This window comes from Ensifer sp. GW101-20A05, from assembly GCF_059424735.1.
In genome coordinates this window covers 236,646-255,408 of sequence record NZ_JBWKZT010000005.1, presented here as the reverse complement: position 1 = coordinate 255,408, position 18,763 = coordinate 236,646, and the positions used below count along the sequence as shown (strand labels likewise).

The following is an 18,763-nucleotide window of genomic DNA, read 5'->3' as shown; positions in this document are numbered from 1 at the left end:
CGCACTTGAGCATCGTTTTATGTCTATATAGATCAATGCCATCGACGTTCCTACCATCGGAGACAGCCGAAATGTCGCGCCCCACCGAGACCACCACGCCCATGGATGCGCTGCTCGCCATTCTCGATCTCGAGAAGCTGGAGGAAAACCTGTTCCGCGGCTTGAGCCCGCAGGTCGGCTGGCAACGCGTCTTCGGCGGCCAGGTCATCGGCCAAGCACTGGTGGCGGCCCAGCGCACCGTCGACGCGGGCCGCTTCGTCCATTCGCTGCATGCCTATTTCATGCGGCCGGGCGATCCATCCGTGCCGATCATCTACGAGGTCGACCGTATCCGCGACGGTTCGAGCTTCGCCACAAGGCGCGTCGTCGCCATCCAGCACGGCAAGGCGATCTTCTCGATGTCCGCCTCGTTCCAGTATGACGAGGACGGTTTCGACCACCAGATCGAAATGCCGAAACTCCCCATGCCGGAAACCTTGCCGGGCGAACAGGAACTGAAGGAGAAATTCCTCGTGCATGCGCCGGAGGCGATCCGGCGTTACTGGGAGCGGCCGCGACCGATCGAGATCCGCCCGGCCTCGCTGCAGCATTATTTCACCCGCAACGACGGCAAGCCGATCCAGGATGTCTGGGTCAAGGCGGTGGGCACGGTTCCGGACGAACGCCATATCCAGGCGGCCATCCTTGCCTATCTCTCCGACATGACCCTGCTCGACACCTCGCTCTATGCGCACGGCACCTCGGTCTTCGATCGGAACCTGCAGGTTGCGAGCCTCGATCATGCCATGTGGTTCCACCGCCCCTGCAAGATGGACGACTGGCTGCTCTATACCCAGGACAGTCCGAGTGCACATGGTGCCCGCGGGATGACCAGAGGCAGCCTTTTTACGCGTTCCGGCGTGCTGATCGCCTCCGTCGCCCAGGAAGGGCTGATCCGGAAAAAGGCAACTGAATAGAAAACGGGCAGTTTTTTCAATCTGCCTATTTTTTAATCTTCTAAATTGACGATTTTTTGATGCGCCGCAGCATTGTCGCTGCGGCGTCCGTTTTTCCCATTGTTTTTCATAGACTTAGAACAGTCATCCGAATCTGGCACGCCCCTTGAATGTCATAGTCCGGTTGCACGGCGCACTGGCGCTCCGCAGCAAGGAGAGATGGCCTCCTCCGGAGGCGAACAAGGATGAAACCAGATGAAAATTGTGATGGCCATTATCAAGCCGTTCAAGCTCGATGAGGTTCGCGAAGCCCTCACTGCTGTCGGCATCCAGGGCCTGACCGTGACCGAAGTCAAAGGCTACGGCCGCCAGAAGGGACACACCGAAATCTACCGCGGCACCGAATATGCCGTCAGCTTCCTGCCGAAACTGAAGATCGAAATCGCGGTTCCCTCGGAGCTCGTCGACATGGCGGTGGAAGCGATCGCCGCAGCCGCCAAGACCGGCCAGATCGGCGACGGCAAGATCTTCGTCTACGCCATTGACCATGCCGTGCGCATCCGCACCGGCGAAACCGATTCAGAAGCGTTGTAAATCACGCCGTTCAGGGAGCACTACTCGATGTCATCAACGAAACTTTCCACCTCTCTTGGACGCCTCGGCGCGCTGACGGCCGCCTTGCTTGCGCCGGTTGTCGCCTTCGCACAGGAAACAGCCCCGGCTGCAACGGAGGCTGTTGCCGCCGTCCCGGTTCCCGACAAGGGCGATACCACCTGGATGCTCTTGTCCACCATCCTCGTGCTCCTCATGACCGTTCCGGGCCTTGCGCTCTTCTACGGCGGCCTGGTGCGCGCCAAGAACATGCTGTCGGTTCTGATGCAGGTACTGATGATCACCGCGATCGTCATGATTATCTGGGTCACCTACGGCTACTCGCTGGCCTTCACTGACGGCGGCTCGCTCAACCCGTTCGTCGGCGGCTTTTCGAAGATGTTCCTTGCCGGCGTTGATACGACAACGCTCGCCGAGAGCTTCTCCAAGGGCGTGTTCATCCCCGAATACGTCTTCGTGGTGTTCCAGATGACCTTCGCCTGCATCACGCCGGCGCTGATCGTCGGTGCCTTTGCCGAGCGCATCCGGTTTTCGGCCGTCGTCCTGTTCGTCATTCTCTGGGTCACTTTCGTCTACTTCCCGATCGCCCACATGGTCTGGTTCTGGGGCGGCCCGAGCGCCTACACGGCTCCGACCGGCCTGATTTTCTCCTTCGGCGCGATCGACTTTGCCGGCGGCACCGTGGTCCACATCAATGCCGGTATTGCCGGCCTCGTCGGCGCCATCCTGCTCGGCAAGCGTACGGGCTATAAGAGGGAAATCATGGCTCCGCATTCGATGACGCTCACGATGGTCGGCGCATCGCTGCTCTGGGTCGGCTGGTTCGGCTTCAACGCCGGCTCCAACCTTGAAGCCAACGCCTATGCCGGCCTCGCGATGATCAATACATTCCTCGCAACTGCCGCTGCCATCATCTCCTGGGCGGTCGTCGAAACGCTCGTCCGCAGCAAGGCTTCGATGCTTGGTGCGGCCTCCGGTGCCGTCGCCGGTCTCGTCGCCATCACGCCGGCCGCTGGCTTTGCCGGCCCGATGGGCGCGATTGTGCTCGGTCTCATCGTCTCCCCCGTCTGCTACTTCTTCGTCGACGTCGTGAAGAACAAGTTCAACTACGACGACAGCCTTGACGTCTTCGGCGTTCATGGCGTCGGCGGCATCCTCGGCGCGATCGCCACGGGCATTCTTGTCAATCCGGCGCTCGGCGGTGCCGGCATCGTCGACTACTCGACCGCGGATTTCGCGGCGGGCTATCCCGGCGTGGCAACCCAGGTCCTGGCACAGCTCAAGGGCGTGCTCGTCACCGTCGTCTGGTCCGGCATCGGTTCGTTCATCATCTTCAAGATCGTGGACGCGATCGTCGGCCTGCGTGTCTCCGTCGAAGCCGAGCGCGAAGGCCTCGACCTCTCGTCCCACGGCGAAGCCGCCTACCACATCTAAGCGGATTGCAGCGTCGAATCTGGCGCCGCTCATAGTCCCGTCGCGATCCGTCTGATGCGGATCGCCCTTGGCCCGGATCGAAAGGTCCGGGCCTTTTTCATGCCGATCTTCAGGTCAACCACCGCTATTTTAGCGGCAACTACGCATGGTTAATGTCGCATTAACCGTACTCCGCTTAGGTTGATTCCATGGCGCGCAATGCGCCCTAGAGATCGAGACGGGCAGCAGGCAACATGAGCAGAAGCAATCCGGCAACGCTTGACAGCCGTTCCAACCGGTTCGTGCTAACCACCTTCGTTTGGCGACAGATCGCGTCGCTGGCGGGCTTTGCGCTGTTCGGCGCATTGGCGCTGGCCGTCGCGGCGCTATCGACATGGAACGTCGCCGACCCGAGCTTCTCCTACGCCACATCGGAAGCACCGACCAACGTGCTTGGTTATCCGGGTGCGGCCTTTGCCGATATCTTCATGCAGTTCTTCGGCCTTGCCAGCGTCGTCGCCCTGCTGCCGGCTGTCGCCTGGGCGCTGGTGCTGATCAGCGGCAAGCGCTTCGACAAGACCTTCAAGCGCCTTGGCGTCTGGTTCATCGGCTCCGTGCTTGCCGGCGCGGCGCTGAGCTGCGTCCCCGCCCCGATCACCTGGCCGCTGCCCAACGGCCTCGGCGGCGTCTTCGGCGATATGATTCTCCGCTTCCCGGCACTCTTCACCGGCGCATTCCCGACCGGCACGCTCGCGACCGTACTCGCCTGCATCTTCGCCGCACCGGCCGCCTGGTGCCTGATCTACAGCGCCGGCCTCATCGGCGTCAGCGATGAAGAAGAAGACGAAGAGGTTGTCGAGCCGACGCCGAGCAAGGCGCGCACCGTTCGCGACGAGCTGGACGAGGACGACAGCGAGGGCCCCTTCACCCTGCTGATGGGCTCCTTCGCCCATATGCGCTACACCATGCACGCACGCGTGCGCCGCATTTTCGGCATGAGCGGCACGCGCAGTTCGCCCAAGCGCCAGTATGACGAGCCTTACGATTTCAACAATGACGAGTTCGGCACGCTGAACGAGCCGGTCCGGCCGAAGCCGATGGCCGCCGGCGACCGCATCGAACCCTCGCTCGACCGCTCCGAACGCCGTGTCGTCACGCCGCCGCCGATCATGGCCGATGACGAGGACGACGACATGCCCTTCGATATCGACGAGCGTCGCCCCGCCGGCATCCTGCCCGACGACGAAGACGACGATCCGGCAGCCGACTGGGCGCCGCGAGCAGCGCCGCCGAAGCAGGGTCTGCCGAAGTCGGGCTCGCGCGTGGCAACGCCGGCTCCCCGTCCGAAGACTGGCCAGCGGATCGAGCGTGAAGCCCAACGCTCCTTCGTCGAAGACGATGGCGACTTCACGCTGCCGCCAATGCATTTCCTTGCGGAACCGAAGAACGTCGGCCGCGACGCATCGCTCTCACCGGACGCGCTTGAACAGAATGCCCGCATGCTCGAGGGTGTGCTTGAGGACTTTGGCGTCAAGGGCGAGATTATCCACGTCCGCCCCGGCCCGGTCGTAACCCTCTATGAACTGGAGCCGGCGCCCGGCATCAAGTCGTCCCGCGTCATCGGCCTTGCCGATGACATCGCCCGCTCGATGAGCGCGATCGCTGCCCGCGTCGCCGTCGTTCCCGGCCGCAACGCCATCGGCATCGAACTGCCGAACCAGCGGCGCGAGACCGTCTACCTGCGCGAGCTCATCGGCTCGCGCGACTTCGAGACCTCCAAGGCGCGCCTTGCCATGGCGCTCGGCAAGACGATCGGCGGCGAACCCGTGGTCGCCGATCTCGCCAAGATGCCGCATCTGCTCGTTGCCGGCACCACCGGTTCGGGTAAGTCGGTCGCGATCAACACCATGATCCTGTCGCTGCTCTATCGCCTGCGCCCGGATCAGTGCCGCCTGATCATGATCGACCCGAAGATGCTCGAACTCTCCGTCTATGACGGCATTCCGCACCTGCTTTCGCCCGTCGTCACCGACCCGAAGAAGGCGGTGGTCGCGCTGAAGTGGACGGTGCGCGAGATGGAAGAGCGCTACAAGAAGATGTCGAAAATCGGCGTGCGCAACATCGACGGCTTCAACAGCCGCGTCGAGCAGGCGCTTGCCAAGGGCGAGCAGATCACCCGCACAGTGCAGACCGGCTTCGACCGCCAGACGGGCGAAGCCATGTACGAGACCGAGGAATTCGACCTCACGCCGCTGCCCTACATCGTCGTCATCATCGACGAAATGGCCGACCTGATGATGGTCGCCGGCAAGGACATCGAAGGCGCGGTGCAGCGTCTCGCCCAGATGGCGCGTGCCGCCGGCATCCATGTCATCATGGCGACGCAGCGCCCCTCGGTCGACGTCATCACCGGTACGATCAAGGCCAACTTCCCGACCCGCATCTCGTTCCAGGTCACCTCGAAGATCGACAGTCGTACGATCCTTGGCGAACAGGGTGCCGAACAGCTGCTCGGCATGGGCGACATGCTCTACATGGCCGGTGGCGGCCGCATCCAGCGCGTCCACGGCCCCTTCGTCTCCGACACCGAGGTCGAGGAAGTGGTTGCCTATCTCAAGACTCAGGGCGTGCCACAATATCTCGACGCGATTACCGAGGATGATGACGAGGATGGCGAAGGCGGCGGCCCGGCCGGCACCTCCAATCTCGCCGATTCGGACGACCCTTACGACCAGGCGGTCGCCGTCGTCCTGCGTGACGGCAAGGCATCCACATCCTACGTTCAACGGCGCCTCGGGATCGGTTACAATCGTGCCGCCTCGCTGATCGAGCGCATGGAGCAGGAAGGCATCATCGGCCCGGCGAACCACGCCGGAAAACGCGAAATCCTGGTTCCGACCGAGGAATAAAGCAATTTCGGCAGGATCTCGGGGCATTTTTCGTCCGGAGTTACGCCGATAGATCAACACGGCGATCCCGCACCGGATTGCGGGGCCGAACTGGTAACGGTCATGTGAGAGCGCGAGCCTTGAAGCTCGAAAGTAGCGCCTTGAAGGCGCCGCACTTGCGCTCCAGATGATCCGTAAATGAAGGAGACTGAGATGACAGAGACCAAGAACGGCGAGCGCAACCACCCGGTAATTTCGCGCCGCCTCTTCGTGTGCGGGCTTGCGGCATTCGCCGGCATCGGCGGCACCGGTCTCGACATCGCTGAAGCCTTCGCCCGGGCGCCGAGAGCCGCCCAGAAGATCGCCGATCACTTCTCCTCGGTAAAGACGATGGCCGGCGAGTTCGTGCAGTTCGGCCCGCGCGGCGAGCAGACCGGCGGCAAGTTCTATATCCGCCGCCCCGGCCGCATCCGCTTCAACTACGAGGCCCCCTCGCCGATGCGTGTCATTGCCGACGGCAAGTCGGTGGTCATCGGCAATATGAAGCTCAAGACCTGGGACATCTATCCGCTGTCGAAGACGCCGCTCAATCTGCTGCTCAGCGAGAAGATCGACCTGACCGGCAAGATGGTGCGCGACGTCAAGGAAGAGTCCGACCTCATCACCATCGTGCTTGGCGACCGCTCGATTTTCGGCGATTCGACCATCACCATGATGTTCGACCCGAAGACCTATGACCTGCGCCAGTGGACGATCACCGACGCGCAGAAGAAGGACACATCGGTCATGATCTTCAATGTCCAGACCGGGATGGCGCTGGACGACAAGGTCTTCCAGATCCCCTACGACGAGGTCCGCAACAAGCGGGGCGGCTGAGCGACCTAACCGCCGGCATCTCGACCGCTGGTATTATGCACACAGGCCGCCGGATGGCGGCCTTTTTCATGCGCTCCCGTTCGCGCATTCCTTGTCCCGGCGCGCCGGACCTGCTTAAAGCTCGGGTCAACATCCATCCCGAGCCGGCCTTCCCTTCGCGAGCGTCCGGCCCCAGCCGATCAGGGAATGACGCATGGCCCTTTCCGTCGCCACTTGGAACATCAACTCCGTTCGCCTGCGCATGCCGCTCGTCGAACACCTGCTGAAGACCTGGCAGCCGGACATCCTCTGCCTGCAGGAAACCAAGTGCCCGAATGACCAGTTCCCGTCCAAGCCACTGAAGGCACTCGGCTACAATCATATCGAGATGCACGGCCAGAAGGGCTATCACGGCGTGGCGACGATCTCGCGCCTGCCCCTGCATGAGCTCAGCGACCGCCGCGACTATTGCGGCGTCGGCGATGCCCGCCACCTCTCGGTTGTTTTCGAGGCCGGCGGCAAGAAGATCCGCCTGCACAATTTCTATGTCCCGGCAGGCGGCGACGAGCCGGACCGCAGCATCAACCCGAAATTCGGCCACAAGCTCGATTTCGTCGAAGAGATGAAGCTGCTACATGCCGAAGCCGAGGCTGGCATTTCCTCGATCCTCGTCGGCGACCTCAACATCGCGCCTCTGGAAGACGACGTCTGGTCGCACAAGCAGCTCCTGAAGATCGTCAGCCACACGCCGATCGAAACCGAAGGGCTGACCACGGTCATGAACGGCGGCGGCTGGGTCGATCTGATGCGCCAGCACACACCGGCGCCGACCAAGCTCTACACCTGGTGGAGTTACCGGGCGAAGGACTGGGAAGCGGCCGACCGCGGCCGCCGGCTCGACCACATCTGGTCCTCCGCGGACCTGGCGCCGGCGCTCAAGAACGTCGACATCCTGCGCGAAGCGCGCGGCTGGGAACGCCCCTCCGACCACGTGCCCGTCATTGCGCATTTCGATATCTAACCGCTTTTCACCAAGCGGCGGCACGCGCCTTGCGCGCTTGACGTTTTCATCAAGAAAAACATGACTAAAAGAATCATATTTTTCTTGATGCCCATTTCCAAACGGACTATCCCTCTTTTCGGGCGGCGGGGACACCGCCTCCGACGGCAGATCAGCCGTCGTTTTCACTAGATCACGATGATTGTGGGTCGTTCGACCCACAATCATAAACGTGATCGATTCTCAGAAATGAGAGCGAGATGCGGGCGGAAAACCGCACGCACTTTTCCTCATCTCGCTCGGATATTGGGGCGCTTTGCTCTGGCCTTCGCCGGAGGGCTTTCGTGCGCCCGCAAGAGGGCCAGACATGCGAAAGACCTTGCCGATCCACGTCATGCGCGCGTCGCGCCGCGCGCTCTCCGCAACCACCGTCCTGGCTGCAAGCGCTGCCGCCGTATTCCTTTCGTCGACTGCGGCCTCTGCGCAATCGACCGAAAGCCAGAAGACGACACGGCTGGAAAAAATCGAGGTGACGGCCGGCAAGACAGCCGCGACGATCGCTGAGGATAACGACACAATCGTGCCGACGCGCAACGTTTCGGCGCTGAAGACCGATACGCCGCTGATCGAAACGCCCCGCTCCGTCTCGGTGGTCACGCGCAAGGAACTCGAAGAGCGCGGCGTGCAGGACATGATCCAGGCGACGCGTTACGCCGCCGGCGTCACGACCGGCGCCTTCGGCTTCGATCCGCGCTTCGACCAGATCTACATCCGCGGCTTCGAGACGACGACGACCGGCGACTTCCGCGATGGCCTGCGCCAGCCCTACATGAACTACGGAACCTTTCCGACGGAGGTCTACGGCCTCGAACGAATCGAGATCCTCAAGGGTCCGGTCTCGGTCATGTACGGCGCGGCCGGCGTCGGCGGCATCGTCAATCGCATATCGAAGATGCCTGAGGAGGAGACGCACCGCGAGGTCGAGCTGCAATATGGCACGATCGGACGCACCCAGGCCGCCTTCGACGTCGGCGGGCCGGCAACGGCCGACGGCGATTTTCTCTATCGCATCGTCGGGCTCCTGAGGAACGGCGAGACCAACTACGACGTCGCCGACGACCGCTACCTGCTGCAGCCTTCCTTTACCTGGAAGCCGGACGAGGGCACGTCGCTGACCGTCTATGGCCTCGGGCAGCAGGGCGAGAGCGATGCCAGCCCGCGGGTGCTCGAACATGATGGCCGGCTGCTGCGCTACAGCGACCCGGACCACGACTACCAGAAGGTTCGGCAGTATCAGGCCGGCTACAAGTTCGAGCACGACTTCGACAACGGCCTGACCTTCCGCCAGCACGGCCGCGTCAGCGATCTCGACCTGAAGGCCCGTTACCTGCAGTTCGGGACCGAGGTGGCACCCGACGTCTTCGATCGCTCGCCCGTCGCGATCAAGGACGACCAGCGTGCCTACCAGATCGACAATCAGCTCGAGGCCGCCTTCGACACCGGCGCAGTCTCGCACACGCTCCTGACCGGCCTCGACTATACCTGGATCACCTCCGATTTCGGTCTCGGCTTCGGTGCCGTCGATCCGGCCTATCGTTTCGATCTCAACAACCCCATCTTTGGGATCAGCGGCCCGACGCCTGCGCTCACCAGCTTCAGCGGTCGTGATCTCCGGCAGACCGGCATCTATGTCCAGGACCAGGCGGAGTTCGGCAACTGGCGCGCCGTCGGCGGCCTTCGCCATGACTGGGTCGACCAGACCAGCACCAACAAGAACACCGGCGTCGTCGACCGCAAGGATGATGGCGAACTCACCGGCCAGGCGGGCCTTCTCTATCTCTTCGACAACGGCATCGCGCCCTATGCCAGCTACAGCACCTCCTTCGTGCCGCGCACCGAACTTTCGGCCGACGGCACCGTGCTCGATCCGACGACCGGCGAGCAGATCGAGCTTGGCGTGAAATACCAGCCCGAGGGCGAGGCCTACTCGTTGAGTGCGGCCTACTACCGGATCGTCGAAACCGGCGCTCCGCAATATGTATCGGACGCGTCCCTTCCTGTCGGCTACTACTACAAATCGACAGGCGAAGTGACGACCAATGGCTTCGAGGTGGAAGGGCGCCGGGAGTTCGACAACGGCCTGAGCGTCATCGCCGCCTACACCTACAACGACGCCGAAATCACCGGGAATGTCGACCCGTCGCTGATCGGCAACGTGCCGTCGACGAAGCCGCGCCATGTCGCATCGCTGTGGGTCAACTATCTGCTGCCCGACGACATGCAGCTAGCAGGCTTGAGCCTCGGCGGCGGGGTGCGCCTGGCATCAAGCTCCTACACATCCGATGCCAATACCGCCAAGAACGGTGGTGCCGTCTATTTCGACGCCTCGATCGCCTACGACTTCGGCGTCAAGAACCCCGACCTCGACGGGCTGTCGCTCGCCGTCAGCGCCACCAATCTCGGCGATCGCCGCGAAGAGGTCTGCACCGATGGCTATTGCTATTTCGGGCAGGGCCGCACGGTGCTCGGTTCGCTGAAGTATCGGTGGTAGCGCCCGGAAGCCGTTACTTACTTCAAGCAAAGCGGCCGGCGAGCGCGCCGGCCCGGCGGATCATCGCCTGCAGATTCTCGCGGATGCGCGCTTCGACGAGCTCTGCCACTTCCGGGTACTCTTCCAGCATGCGGCGGAAGAGCGGCCGGTTGATGCGGATGACTTCGCTGTCTTCCTCGGCGGTCGCCGTGAACTTGCGTTCGACCATCGAGATCAGCGCCAGTTCCGACAGCAGCGCCCCGCGGCCGACCGTCGAGACCGTCGCCTCGGAACCATCGACGCCAACCTTCGACAAGAACAGGCTGCCACTCGCAATCGCATAGGCGCAATCCGCGGGCGCCCCTTCGCGAAACAGCTCTTGCCCCTTGAATATGCGGCGTCGTTCCGCGCCGAAGGCGATCAGCCTCAGCTTGTCCTCGCTGATATCGGCAAACAGCGGCACGTTGGACAGAAGCACGATATCGTCGTTGAGCGCCAAACGGCTAACCTCCCGAAATCACGGCACCCGACCCCAAGCGAGCCGGATCGCGCACGATCAGTCTAGATGACATGGAGCAGGATTCGGGCGGCAAACCGCTTCGCACCTTCCCCACCCCGGCTACGGTACGATCTTGTAGCCGCCGTTCTCTGTCACCAAAATCTCGGCATTGGAAGGGTCCCGCTCGATTTTCTGGCGCAGCCGGTAGACGTGGGTTTCGAGCGTGTGTGTCGTGACGCCGGAATTGTAGCCCCAGACCTCTTCGAGCAGCACGTCGCGCGTCACCACTTTCTGGTCGGCGCGGTAGAGGTAGCGGATGATCGCCGCTTCCTTCTCGGTGAGGCGGATCTTCTGGCCGTTTTCCAGCGTCAGCAGCTTCTGGCTGGGCTTGAACGTATAGGGCCCGACGCTGAAGGTCGCATCCTCGCTCTGTTCATGCTGGCGCAACTGCGCACGGATACGGGCAAGCAGCACGGCGAAGCGGAACGGCTTCGTGACATAGTCGTTGGCGCCGGCCTCGAGACCGAGGATCGTATCCGAATCGGTGTCGTGCCCGGTCAGCATGATGATCGGCGCCTTGAAGCCGCCCTTGCGCAGAAGCTTCACCGCCTCGCGGCCATCCATGTCGGGCAAGCCGACATCCATGATCAAGAGGTCCACCTGCTGCGCCCGCGCGGTCTGGATGCCCTTGCCGGCGGTCGCTTCCTGGATGAGATCGAACTCTTCGTAGAGCGAGAGTTGCTCGACCAATGTTTCGCGCAGGTCATTGTCGTCATCGACAAGAAGAATGGTACGGGTCGCCATGGGACAATTCCTGTTTGCTTCCGTTTTCAAACTAGCTCAAATGCCCGTGTTGGCAAGCGAGCCAGCGTCGGTAAGTCCTTATACCTGCAACCGTGCTTATGGTGCCGCCCAAATCACGGGCAAAGCAAAAATCCGTGAGAATGATGCGCAAGAAAACGTCGGGAAAAAGACCAGCCAAGTCCATCATCACAGTCCGCCCGGCGCCGCGCGATCGAAAGCGGGCCCTGGTGTGTTTCGATGGCCGCGTCGAGCAGGCGGCGATCGGACGAAGCGGCATTACCAGCCTGAAGCGTGAAGGCGACGGCGCGACGCCGCGTGCCGCCATGAAGGTGATCGGCGGCTATGTCAGGCGCGATCGTCTCTTTCTGCCGCCGACACCACTGCCGACGCGAGCGACGCGCAAGGACATGCTCTGGTGCGACGCCCCAGGTCACGCCCAATACAATCGTCCGGTCATGGCACCTTTCTCACCGAGCCACGAAGAGATGATGCGCGAAGACGGGCTCTACGACATCTGCCTGGTGATGGACTGGAACCTCCTCGCACGCCGTCGAAATGCCGGTTCGGCGATCTTCTTCCACCTGATCCGGCCGGGTTATGAACCGACGCAGGGCTGCGTCGCGGTCAGCCTGCCCGCCATGTCGCGGCTGATGCCTCATATGCGGCGCGGCACCGTCGTGCGGGTGCTTTGATCCAGGCCTGCAAACAACTCAGTCGAGCGAGCGCGGGGTCACAAAACGCGCGAGTTTGGCGCCGCCGGGCATAAGCTCACGCCAGCCCACAGCTTCGAACTCGAGCACCGCAAGGGCGGCCGTCGGAAACTTGTCCGCCATGCGTATGCGCAGATCCGCATCGCCGGAGCCGACGAGTTCGTGCGCCAGATCTTCCATGCCGGGATTATGGCCGACGATCAGCAAAGTCCTGACAGCCGGATCCGTCGCGCGCAGAACGCTCAGGATCTGCGAGGCGCCCACCTCGTAGATCGCACGGGTATTCTCGACCGCGACCTCGGACGACAGGGCGGACGCCACCAATTGCCAGGTCTCTTGCGCGCGCTTGGCGGTCGAAACCAGTGCAAGATCCGGCACGAGCTTATGCCGGGCTATGTACTTTCCCATCAGCGGCGCCGCCTTGCGGCCGCGCTCGCCGAGCGGACGATTGATGTCGGCAACACCATCCGGCCAGGCGGACTTGGCATGGCGCAACAGCATCAGGCAGTAGCTTTGTACAGGCAGATCGTCGCTCATCCGTCGTCCTCCCAAACGCCCTTCGGCCAACCGTTCCTACTGCATGTTTCCTTTAATCGTAGCCGATTTAAGGACAAAAACATGCAGCAATTCAAAGTGCTACAGCGACCTTTGCGCGTCTGATAAGACGCCCGGCGCTGTAGACTTGTGAGCAGGCAGCTTAGCGCAATTCGCCGATCCGCGCGGAGCGCTGACGTGCGGACAAACAAAAAAGGCCGCCCCGAAGGGCGGCCATTTGCGCCGGAAAAGCTCAAATCCGGCTTATTTCCATTCGCGGATGTCGACGAAGTGACCCGAAACCGCAGCGGCCGCCGCCATTGCCGGCGAGACCAGATGCGTGCGCCCCTTGAAGCCCTGACGTCCCTCGAAGTTGCGGTTCGACGTGGACGCGCAACGCTCGCCCGGCTTCAGCCGGTCGTCGTTCATCGCCAGGCACATGGAGCAGCCCGGCTCGCGCCAGTCGAAGCCGGCTTCCTTGAAGATCTTGTCGAGGCCTTCGGCTTCCGCCTGTTCCTTGACGAGGCCCGAGCCCGGAACGATCATTGCCGAAACCGTCGAAGCAACCTTGCGGCCTTCCACCACCTTGGCAACTTCACGCAGGTCCTCGATGCGGCCGTTGGTGCAGGAGCCGATGAAGACGCGGTCGATACCGATGTCGGTGATCTTGGTACCCGGCTTCAGGCCCATATAGTCGAGCGCACGCCACTTGGAGGCGCGCTTGGTTTCTTCCTGGATCTCGTCCGGGTTGGGAACGATACCCTGAACCGAAATCACGTCTTCCGGAGAGGAACCCCAGGAAACGATCGGCGGCAGGTTGGCAGCATCGAGCACGACGACGCGATCATAATGGGCGCCCTCGTCCGTGTGCAGCGTCTTCCAGTAGTCGAGCGCCATGTCCCAGGCCTTGCCCTTCGGCGCGCGCGGCTTGTCCTTGATATAGGCAAACGTCGTCTCGTCCGGCGCGATCAGGCCGGCGCGGGCGCCGCCTTCGATCGTCATGTTGCAGATGGTCATGCGACCTTCCATCGACAGCGAGCGGATCGCTTCGCCGGCAAATTCGATCACGTGGCCGGTACCGCCGGCCGTGCCGATCTCGCCGATGATGGCGAGGATGATGTCCTTGGCGGTGACGCCGGGCGGAAGCTGGCCGTCGACGCGCACCAGCATGTTCTTCGCCTTCTTCTGGATCAGCGTCTGGGTGGCGAGCACGTGCTCGACCTCGGACGTGCCGATGCCGTGCGCCAGCGAACCGAAGGCGCCGTGCGTCGAAGTGTGGCTGTCACCGCAGACGATGGTCATGCCCGGCAGGGTGAAGCCCTGCTCCGGGCCGACGATGTGCACGATGCCCTGGCGCTTGTCGTTCTCGGAGTAGTATTCGACGCCGAACTCGGCGGCGTTCTTGGCCAGCGCCTCGACCTGGATGCGGCTTTCCTCGTTCTTGATGCCGAGGTGGCGGTCAGGCGAGGTCGGAACGTTGTGGTCGACGACGGCAAGCGTCTTTTCCGGGGCGCGGACCTGGCGGCCGGCCATGCGCAGGCCTTCGAAGGCCTGCGGGCTCGTCACTTCGTGAACGAGGTGACGGTCGATGTAGAGAAGACAGGTGCCGTCTTCCTGTTCGTTGACCAGGTGGTCGTCCCAGATTTTGTCATAGAGGGTACGCGGTGCGCTCATGGCGGTATATCCATCGAGTTTTTCAAAAGGTAGGGAAAGCCGGCGGCAGGGCGGCCGGAAACACTGATCAGCAGATCAGGATAGGCGGCTTGTGAGCGCCCCGTGGACGCGCGCAAAGAAGCGTGCCGGCAGGCGCTTGTGATCCTGCAGCACGACGATTTTCTGTTCGCGACATCCGAATTTGGATTCCATGAGCGCGTTCATATCAATTTTTTGACAGGTCGGCAATTGGCGTGATCGCGCTCAGCGGGCCTCCGCGCGCCGCAGCCGCCGCTCCAGACCCCGCAATCCCAGCGACAGACCGATGGTCAGCACCAGATAGACATAGGCGACGATCGAATAGGTCTCGAAGAAGCGAAAGGAACCGGAAGCATAGACCTTGCCCATCTGCGTAATGTCGGCGACGCCGAGCACCGAGACGAGCGAGGAATCCTTGACCATGGCGATGAAGTCGTTGCCAAGAGGCGGCAGGATCACCCGGATTGCCTGCGGAAAGACGACCAGGCGAAAGCGCTGGTAGCGCGAGAGCCCGAGCGCCTTGGCCGCCTCGATCTGTCCCTTGTCGACCGAGAGGATGCCGGCCCGGAACACTTCGGCAATGAAGGCGGAATAGCCGATCATCAAGGCGATGATCGCCCGCCACATCAGCGATATGTCGCGCACGACGAAGGGTTCCATCCAGCCGGCGCCGATCAACGGCGCGCAGATGAAATTGGCGGCGACGACAAGCGCCGGCGCCCCGACGAAGGCGATATAGAAGAGAAGCACAAGGATCGGCACACCGCGGATGATCTCGGTGTAGAAGCGCGCGATCTGCCGGAGCGACGAGTGCTCGGACAGCGCCATCAGCGCAATACCGAGGCCGAGCGTCGTCGCCAGCACAAAGCCCATGAGCGTTACGAAGACGGTGACGCCAAGGCCTTTGAAGACGACGGTGAAGACCTCGGAGAAGATGTCATTGCTGACGATCACGGCGGCAAGCGCCACCGCGATCACAAGAAGGGCGACCAACCACCAGGGATAGTCGCCCTTGCCGGACATGTCAGGAGATTGCGGAGCGGCCATAGCCTCGGATCAGCCGCCCATTTTGTATTCGAGGAACCACTTCTTATCGAGGGCATCGAAGGTGCCGTCTTCCTTCAGCGCCTTGATCGCGGCGTTGACCGGAGCGACGAGGTCCGAGCCCTTCGGGAAGATGAAGCCGAAATCCTCGGTGCCGAGCGGACCGCCGACGACCTTGAGCTTGCCTTCGGAGGAATCGACATAACCCTTGGCGGCGACGCTGTCGGTCAGAACCACGTCGACGTCGCCGGCCTTCAGCGCCTGGACAGTCGCACCGAAGGTCTCGAACAGCTTGATGCGTGGGTTCTGCTCGTTGCCGTCGAGCATTTCGTAGACGGCGGTGTAGAACGGCGAGGTGCCCGGCTGTGCGCCGACGAGACCGTCGGCAAAGGCGCCGAAACTCTTGCCGTCGTTGAAACGGTTTTCATCGCTGCGCACCAGCATGAACTGCTGCGAGCGCATGTAGGGGTCCGAGAAGTCGACCTTCTCCTTGCGGTCGTCCTTGATGGTGATGCCGGTCATGCCGATCTGGTACTGGCCGTCATGCACTGCCTGGATCATCGCGTCCCAGCTGGTGTTCTGGTATTCGACCTTGAAATTCAACCGCTTGGCGATCTCGTTCATGGCGTCGTATTCCCAGCCTTTGGCCTCGCCGGTCTTGGGGTCGACGAACTGCAGCGGCGGGTAGGCGTTCTCCGTGACGACGACAACCGTCTTGCCGCCGAGATCGGGCAGATCGCTGGCAACAGCCGGTGCAGAAAATGCGAAAGGAACGGCAAGTGCAGCTGCGATGCCCGCAAGCACGTGGCGACGGATTGTCATTGGAGGGCTCCCGAAAAGTGTGGCAGCGGAAAATGTCACAAATTCCGTCGGAAAGACAAGCGCATAGTACCAAAAAAGAAAGGCGGCCTGACGCCGCCTTTCCAACAATCCGAATGGATTGAAATCTTATTCCGCTGCAGCTTCTGCTGCCTTGGCTTCGGCGGCTTCTGCAGCGGCCTTGGCTTCTGCTGCTTCGGCTGCTGCCTTTTCGGCGGCGAGAGCCTGAGCTGCTGCGATCTTTTCAGCTTCGATGCGTGCCTTTTCCTCGGCAACGGCCTGGCGCTCGGCGTCGTTCAGCTTGCGGGCGCGCGTACCGGTGTTCTCGACGATACGAGCCGACTTGCCGCGACGATCGCGCAGGTAGTAGAGCTTGGCGCGACGGACCTTACCGCGGCGAACAACTTCGACGCTTTCGACGAGCGGAGAGTAAACCGGGAATACGCGCTCGACGCCTTCGCCGTAGGAGATCTTGCGAACGGTGAAGCTTTCGTTGATGCCGCCGCCCGAACGAGCGATGCAGACGCCTTCATAGGCCTGAACGCGGGTACGGCTGCCTTCGACAACGCGGACGTTGACGCGCAGCGTGTCGCCGGCGGAGAATTCGGGGAGCGTGCGCTTGGCGGCAATCTTGGCGGCCTGTTCGGCTTCCAGCTGCTGGATGATGTTCATCGGTTTAACCTTTCAAGTTCTTCTGAAACAGCCAGAGCGCTCTCGATGAACCTGTCGGGCTTGCCTTCAGGTCTTGCCGGAAACCGGCAGGAGCGGATTCGCCATTCTTTGTTTTGGTCGACGGGCACAGAACCCGAACCGGGCCGGCACATACACCAATCGATCCGCCTTGTCATCCCCGGAAGCCATATTTTCTCGGCGATCCGCGGCAAGAAACGCCTTTCTATCAGAAAACCCGGATGGATGCATGCTCGATTGTCCGAGCGGACGGGCTTGCGGCCATCCCTGCCACCGGCTATCCCGAGCGTGGTGGGTCGGGGGAGACCATGCATATCTTTGAAGTGCTCATGCTGTTTGCGGCCGGCTTCCTGTCCGGCGTCGTCAATGCCATCGCCGGCGGCGGAACGTTCCTGACCTTCGGGGCGATGACGCTTGGCGGCCTCTCGCCGATCGTGGCCAACGCGACCTCCTCGATCATCCAGCTCCCGGGCTACATCACCTCGGCGCTCGCCTATGCCAAGGAGATCCGCGCCGACAAGCGCTATGCCATCCTGCTCGGCGTGATCTCGGCGCTCGGCGGCCTTGCCGGCGCACTGCTTCTCATCTCGCTTTCCAACGCCTCCTTCCGCGCGCTGGTGCCCTGGTTGCTGCTGGCGGCGACGGCGATCTTCGCCGCCGGGCCGCTCTTGAAGCCCAAGGCGCGCGTCGACGAGCATGCGATCAATCCGGCCGGCATCGGCGCCCAGTTCGTCACCTCCATCTATGGCGGCTTCTTCGGCGCCGGCATGGGCATCATGATGCTGGCGGTGCTGGGGCTGGCGACCGGTGGTGGCTATCACCGGCTGAACGCGCTCAAGAACTTCATCTCGATCGTGATTGCGGCAATCGCCATCGTCGTCTTCGCCGCCGGCGGCGTCGTCTCCTGGCTGCATGCGGCGATCATGGTGCCGGGGGCAGCACTTGGCGGCTACAGCGGCGTCTGGGCGGCCCGGAGGGTACCGCAGGCCGTCATTCGCGCGCTGGTGGTCGCCGTCGGCCTGCTGCTTGCCGCCTATTATTTCTTCACGGGCTGATCGAGAAGATCGGGCCTGCGCTCGGCCGTCAGACGCCGCGCCTCTGCCTCGCGCCACTTGGCAATGGCGCCGTGATTGCCCGAGGTCAGCACCGCCGGGATCTCGCGGCCCTCGAAGATCTGCGGGCGGGTGTAGTGCGGATGTTCGAGCAGGCCGCCTTCGAAGCTCTCATGCACGCCTGAAAGCTCATTGCCCATGACACCCGGCAGGATGCGCACCACGGCATCGAGCAGTGTCAGCGCCGCCGGCTCGCCGCCCGAAAGAATATAGTCGCCTATGGAAACCTCTTCGAGGCCGCGGGCATCGATCACCCGCTGGTCGACGCCTTCGAAGCGTCCGCAGACGATGACGACGCCAGGCCCGGCCGCGAGCTCACGCACCCGCTCTTGCGTCAGCGGCCGACCGCGCGGGCTCATCAACAGGCGTGGACGGTCGTCGCCCTCAGAGACATGGTCGATCGCGCGGGCGAGCACGTCCGGCTTCAGCACCATGCCGGCTCCGCCGCCGGCCGGCGTGTCGTCGACGGTGCGGTGCTTGTCCTCGGCGAAATCGCGGATCTGCACCGGCTCGATCGACCATTGGCCGCGCTCCAGCGCCTTACCCGAAAGGGACGCGCCGAGATGGCCCGGAAACATTTCGGGATAGAGCGTCAGGACAGTCGCGCGAAAAGTCATCGCCGCATC

17 protein-coding genes are annotated in these 18,763 nt (G+C 62.6%); 9 read left to right on the top strand and 8 right to left on the bottom strand.

The genetic code is table 11. From position 1 onward, the window contains the following. Positions 1–71 precede the first annotated feature (71 nt). The 7 genes from tesB to AC070A_RS15555 all read left to right on the top strand — a co-directional run bounded on the left by tesB (position 72) and on the right by AC070A_RS15555 (position 10,254). Positions 72–956 carry an acyl-CoA thioesterase II gene (tesB, locus tag AC070A_RS15585; protein ID WP_112995662.1) on the top strand — a complete coding sequence of 295 codons (885 nt, stop codon included), beginning with the start codon at positions 72–74 and terminating at the stop codon, positions 954–956. Positions 957–1,190: 234 nt separating this feature from the next. Then, positions 1,191–1,529, top strand: coding sequence for a P-II family nitrogen regulator (locus tag AC070A_RS15580; RefSeq protein ID WP_057254936.1), 339 nt, complete (start codon positions 1,191–1,193; stop codon positions 1,527–1,529). A gap of 27 nt (positions 1,530–1,556) precedes the next feature. After that, entirely contained in the window at positions 1,557–2,981 is a 1,425-nt protein-coding gene (locus AC070A_RS15575) for an ammonium transporter (RefSeq protein WP_112995661.1), read from the top strand. Between the two features lie 233 nt (positions 2,982–3,214). Continuing rightward, on the top strand, positions 3,215–5,869 hold the full coding sequence (locus AC070A_RS15570; RefSeq protein ID WP_112995660.1) for an FtsK/SpoIIIE family DNA translocase: 2,655 nt from the start codon (positions 3,215–3,217) through the stop codon (positions 5,867–5,869). A 192-nt stretch (positions 5,870–6,061) separates the two neighbouring features. Further along, positions 6,062–6,724, top strand: coding sequence for an outer membrane lipoprotein carrier protein LolA (locus AC070A_RS15565; protein ID WP_112995659.1), 663 nt, complete (start codon positions 6,062–6,064; stop codon positions 6,722–6,724). Positions 6,725–6,917: 193 nt separating this feature from the next. After that, positions 6,918–7,724 (top strand): exodeoxyribonuclease III, encoded by an 807-nt coding sequence (locus AC070A_RS15560; RefSeq protein ID WP_057254932.1) that lies wholly within the window; start codon positions 6,918–6,920, stop codon positions 7,722–7,724. A gap of 346 nt (positions 7,725–8,070) precedes the next feature. Then, complete coding sequence (locus tag AC070A_RS15555) at positions 8,071–10,254, top strand: TonB-dependent siderophore receptor (protein WP_113736953.1); 2,184 nt, start codon at positions 8,071–8,073, stop codon at positions 10,252–10,254. A 22-nt stretch (positions 10,255–10,276) separates the two neighbouring features. On the opposite strand, the gene AC070A_RS15550 is transcribed toward AC070A_RS15555, so the two are convergent. Both AC070A_RS15550 and AC070A_RS15545 read right to left on the bottom strand, forming a co-directional pair. Continuing rightward, positions 10,277–10,732 carry a cyclic nucleotide-binding domain-containing protein gene (locus tag AC070A_RS15550; RefSeq protein ID WP_113736954.1) on the bottom strand — a complete coding sequence of 152 codons (456 nt, stop codon included), beginning with the start codon at positions 10,730–10,732 and terminating at the stop codon, positions 10,277–10,279. A 120-nt stretch (positions 10,733–10,852) separates the two neighbouring features. Further along, on the bottom strand, positions 10,853–11,536 hold the full coding sequence (locus AC070A_RS15545) for a response regulator transcription factor (RefSeq protein WP_034802783.1): 684 nt from the start codon (positions 11,534–11,536) through the stop codon (positions 10,853–10,855). A 143-nt stretch (positions 11,537–11,679) separates the two neighbouring features. Between AC070A_RS15545 and AC070A_RS15540 the strand changes: the two genes are divergently transcribed. Then, positions 11,680–12,228 carry a L,D-transpeptidase family protein gene (locus AC070A_RS15540; RefSeq protein WP_110878750.1) on the top strand — a complete coding sequence of 183 codons (549 nt, stop codon included), beginning with the start codon at positions 11,680–11,682 and terminating at the stop codon, positions 12,226–12,228. 18 nt (positions 12,229–12,246) lie between these two features. On the opposite strand, the gene AC070A_RS15535 is transcribed toward AC070A_RS15540, so the two are convergent. The 5 genes from AC070A_RS15535 to rplS form a co-directional block, all read right to left on the bottom strand. Then, positions 12,247–12,783: a SixA phosphatase family protein gene (locus AC070A_RS15535; protein WP_057254928.1), complete on the bottom strand. Its 537-nt coding sequence runs from the start codon at positions 12,781–12,783 to the stop codon at positions 12,247–12,249. 261 nt (positions 12,784–13,044) lie between these two features. After that, positions 13,045–14,454 (bottom strand): 3-isopropylmalate dehydratase large subunit, encoded by a 1,410-nt coding sequence (leuC, locus tag AC070A_RS15530; RefSeq protein ID WP_057254927.1) that lies wholly within the window; start codon positions 14,452–14,454, stop codon positions 13,045–13,047. 243 nt (positions 14,455–14,697) lie between these two features. Then, complete coding sequence (locus AC070A_RS15525) at positions 14,698–15,519, bottom strand: amino acid ABC transporter permease (RefSeq protein ID WP_110878749.1); 822 nt, start codon at positions 15,517–15,519, stop codon at positions 14,698–14,700. A 9-nt stretch (positions 15,520–15,528) separates the two neighbouring features. Further along, the gene (locus tag AC070A_RS15520; protein ID WP_057254925.1) at positions 15,529–16,338 is read right to left on the bottom strand and encodes a basic amino acid ABC transporter substrate-binding protein; all 810 of its coding nucleotides are present in this window, start codon (positions 16,336–16,338) and stop codon (positions 15,529–15,531) included. Between the two features lie 126 nt (positions 16,339–16,464). Beyond that, complete coding sequence (gene rplS / locus AC070A_RS15515) at positions 16,465–17,007, bottom strand: 50S ribosomal protein L19 (RefSeq protein ID WP_057254924.1); 543 nt, start codon at positions 17,005–17,007, stop codon at positions 16,465–16,467. Between the two features lie 326 nt (positions 17,008–17,333). On the opposite strand from rplS, the gene AC070A_RS15510 reads away from it, so the two are divergent. Beyond that, entirely contained in the window at positions 17,334–18,080 is a 747-nt protein-coding gene (locus AC070A_RS15510; protein ID WP_112995715.1) for a sulfite exporter TauE/SafE family protein, read from the top strand. On the opposite strand, the gene trmD is transcribed toward AC070A_RS15510, so the two are convergent. Beyond that, positions 18,062–18,754, bottom strand: coding sequence for a tRNA (guanosine(37)-N1)-methyltransferase TrmD (gene trmD, locus AC070A_RS15505; RefSeq protein WP_058321797.1), 693 nt, complete (start codon positions 18,752–18,754; stop codon positions 18,062–18,064). The two genes, AC070A_RS15510 and trmD, sit on opposite strands and share 19 nt — an antisense overlap. Between the last annotated feature and the right edge of the window lie 9 nt (positions 18,755–18,763).

Bases quoted from the DNA above. Each gene is read 5' to 3' on its own strand.
- AC070A_RS15560 (WP_057254932.1), top strand. From the start codon at position 6,918: ATGGCCCTTTCCGTCGCCACTTGGAACATCAACTCCGTTCGCCTGCGC.
- leuC (WP_057254927.1), bottom strand. From the start codon at position 14,454: ATGAGCGCACCGCGTACCCTCTATGACAAAATCTGGGACGACCACCTG.
- trmD (WP_058321797.1), bottom strand. From the start codon at position 18,754: ATGACTTTTCGCGCGACTGTCCTGACGCTCTATCCCGAAATGTTTCCG.
- AC070A_RS15545 (WP_034802783.1), bottom strand. From the start codon at position 11,536: ATGGCGACCCGTACCATTCTTCTTGTCGATGACGACAATGACCTGCGC.
- AC070A_RS15555 (WP_113736953.1), top strand. From the start codon at position 8,071: ATGCGAAAGACCTTGCCGATCCACGTCATGCGCGCGTCGCGCCGCGCG.
- AC070A_RS15520 (WP_057254925.1), bottom strand. From the start codon at position 16,338: ATGACAATCCGTCGCCACGTGCTTGCGGGCATCGCAGCTGCACTTGCC.
- AC070A_RS15525 (WP_110878749.1), bottom strand. From the start codon at position 15,519: ATGGCCGCTCCGCAATCTCCTGACATGTCCGGCAAGGGCGACTATCCC.
- AC070A_RS15535 (WP_057254928.1), bottom strand. From the start codon at position 12,783: ATGAGCGACGATCTGCCTGTACAAAGCTACTGCCTGATGCTGTTGCGC.
- rplS (WP_057254924.1), bottom strand. From the start codon at position 17,007: ATGAACATCATCCAGCAGCTGGAAGCCGAACAGGCCGCCAAGATTGCC.
- AC070A_RS15580 (WP_057254936.1), top strand. From the start codon at position 1,191: ATGAAAATTGTGATGGCCATTATCAAGCCGTTCAAGCTCGATGAGGTT.
- tesB (WP_112995662.1), top strand. From the start codon at position 72: ATGTCGCGCCCCACCGAGACCACCACGCCCATGGATGCGCTGCTCGCC.
- AC070A_RS15570 (WP_112995660.1), top strand. From the start codon at position 3,215: ATGAGCAGAAGCAATCCGGCAACGCTTGACAGCCGTTCCAACCGGTTC.
- AC070A_RS15575 (WP_112995661.1), top strand. From the start codon at position 1,557: ATGTCATCAACGAAACTTTCCACCTCTCTTGGACGCCTCGGCGCGCTG.
- AC070A_RS15510 (WP_112995715.1), top strand. From the start codon at position 17,334: ATGCATATCTTTGAAGTGCTCATGCTGTTTGCGGCCGGCTTCCTGTCC.
- AC070A_RS15565 (WP_112995659.1), top strand. From the start codon at position 6,062: ATGACAGAGACCAAGAACGGCGAGCGCAACCACCCGGTAATTTCGCGC.
- AC070A_RS15540 (WP_110878750.1), top strand. From the start codon at position 11,680: ATGCGCAAGAAAACGTCGGGAAAAAGACCAGCCAAGTCCATCATCACA.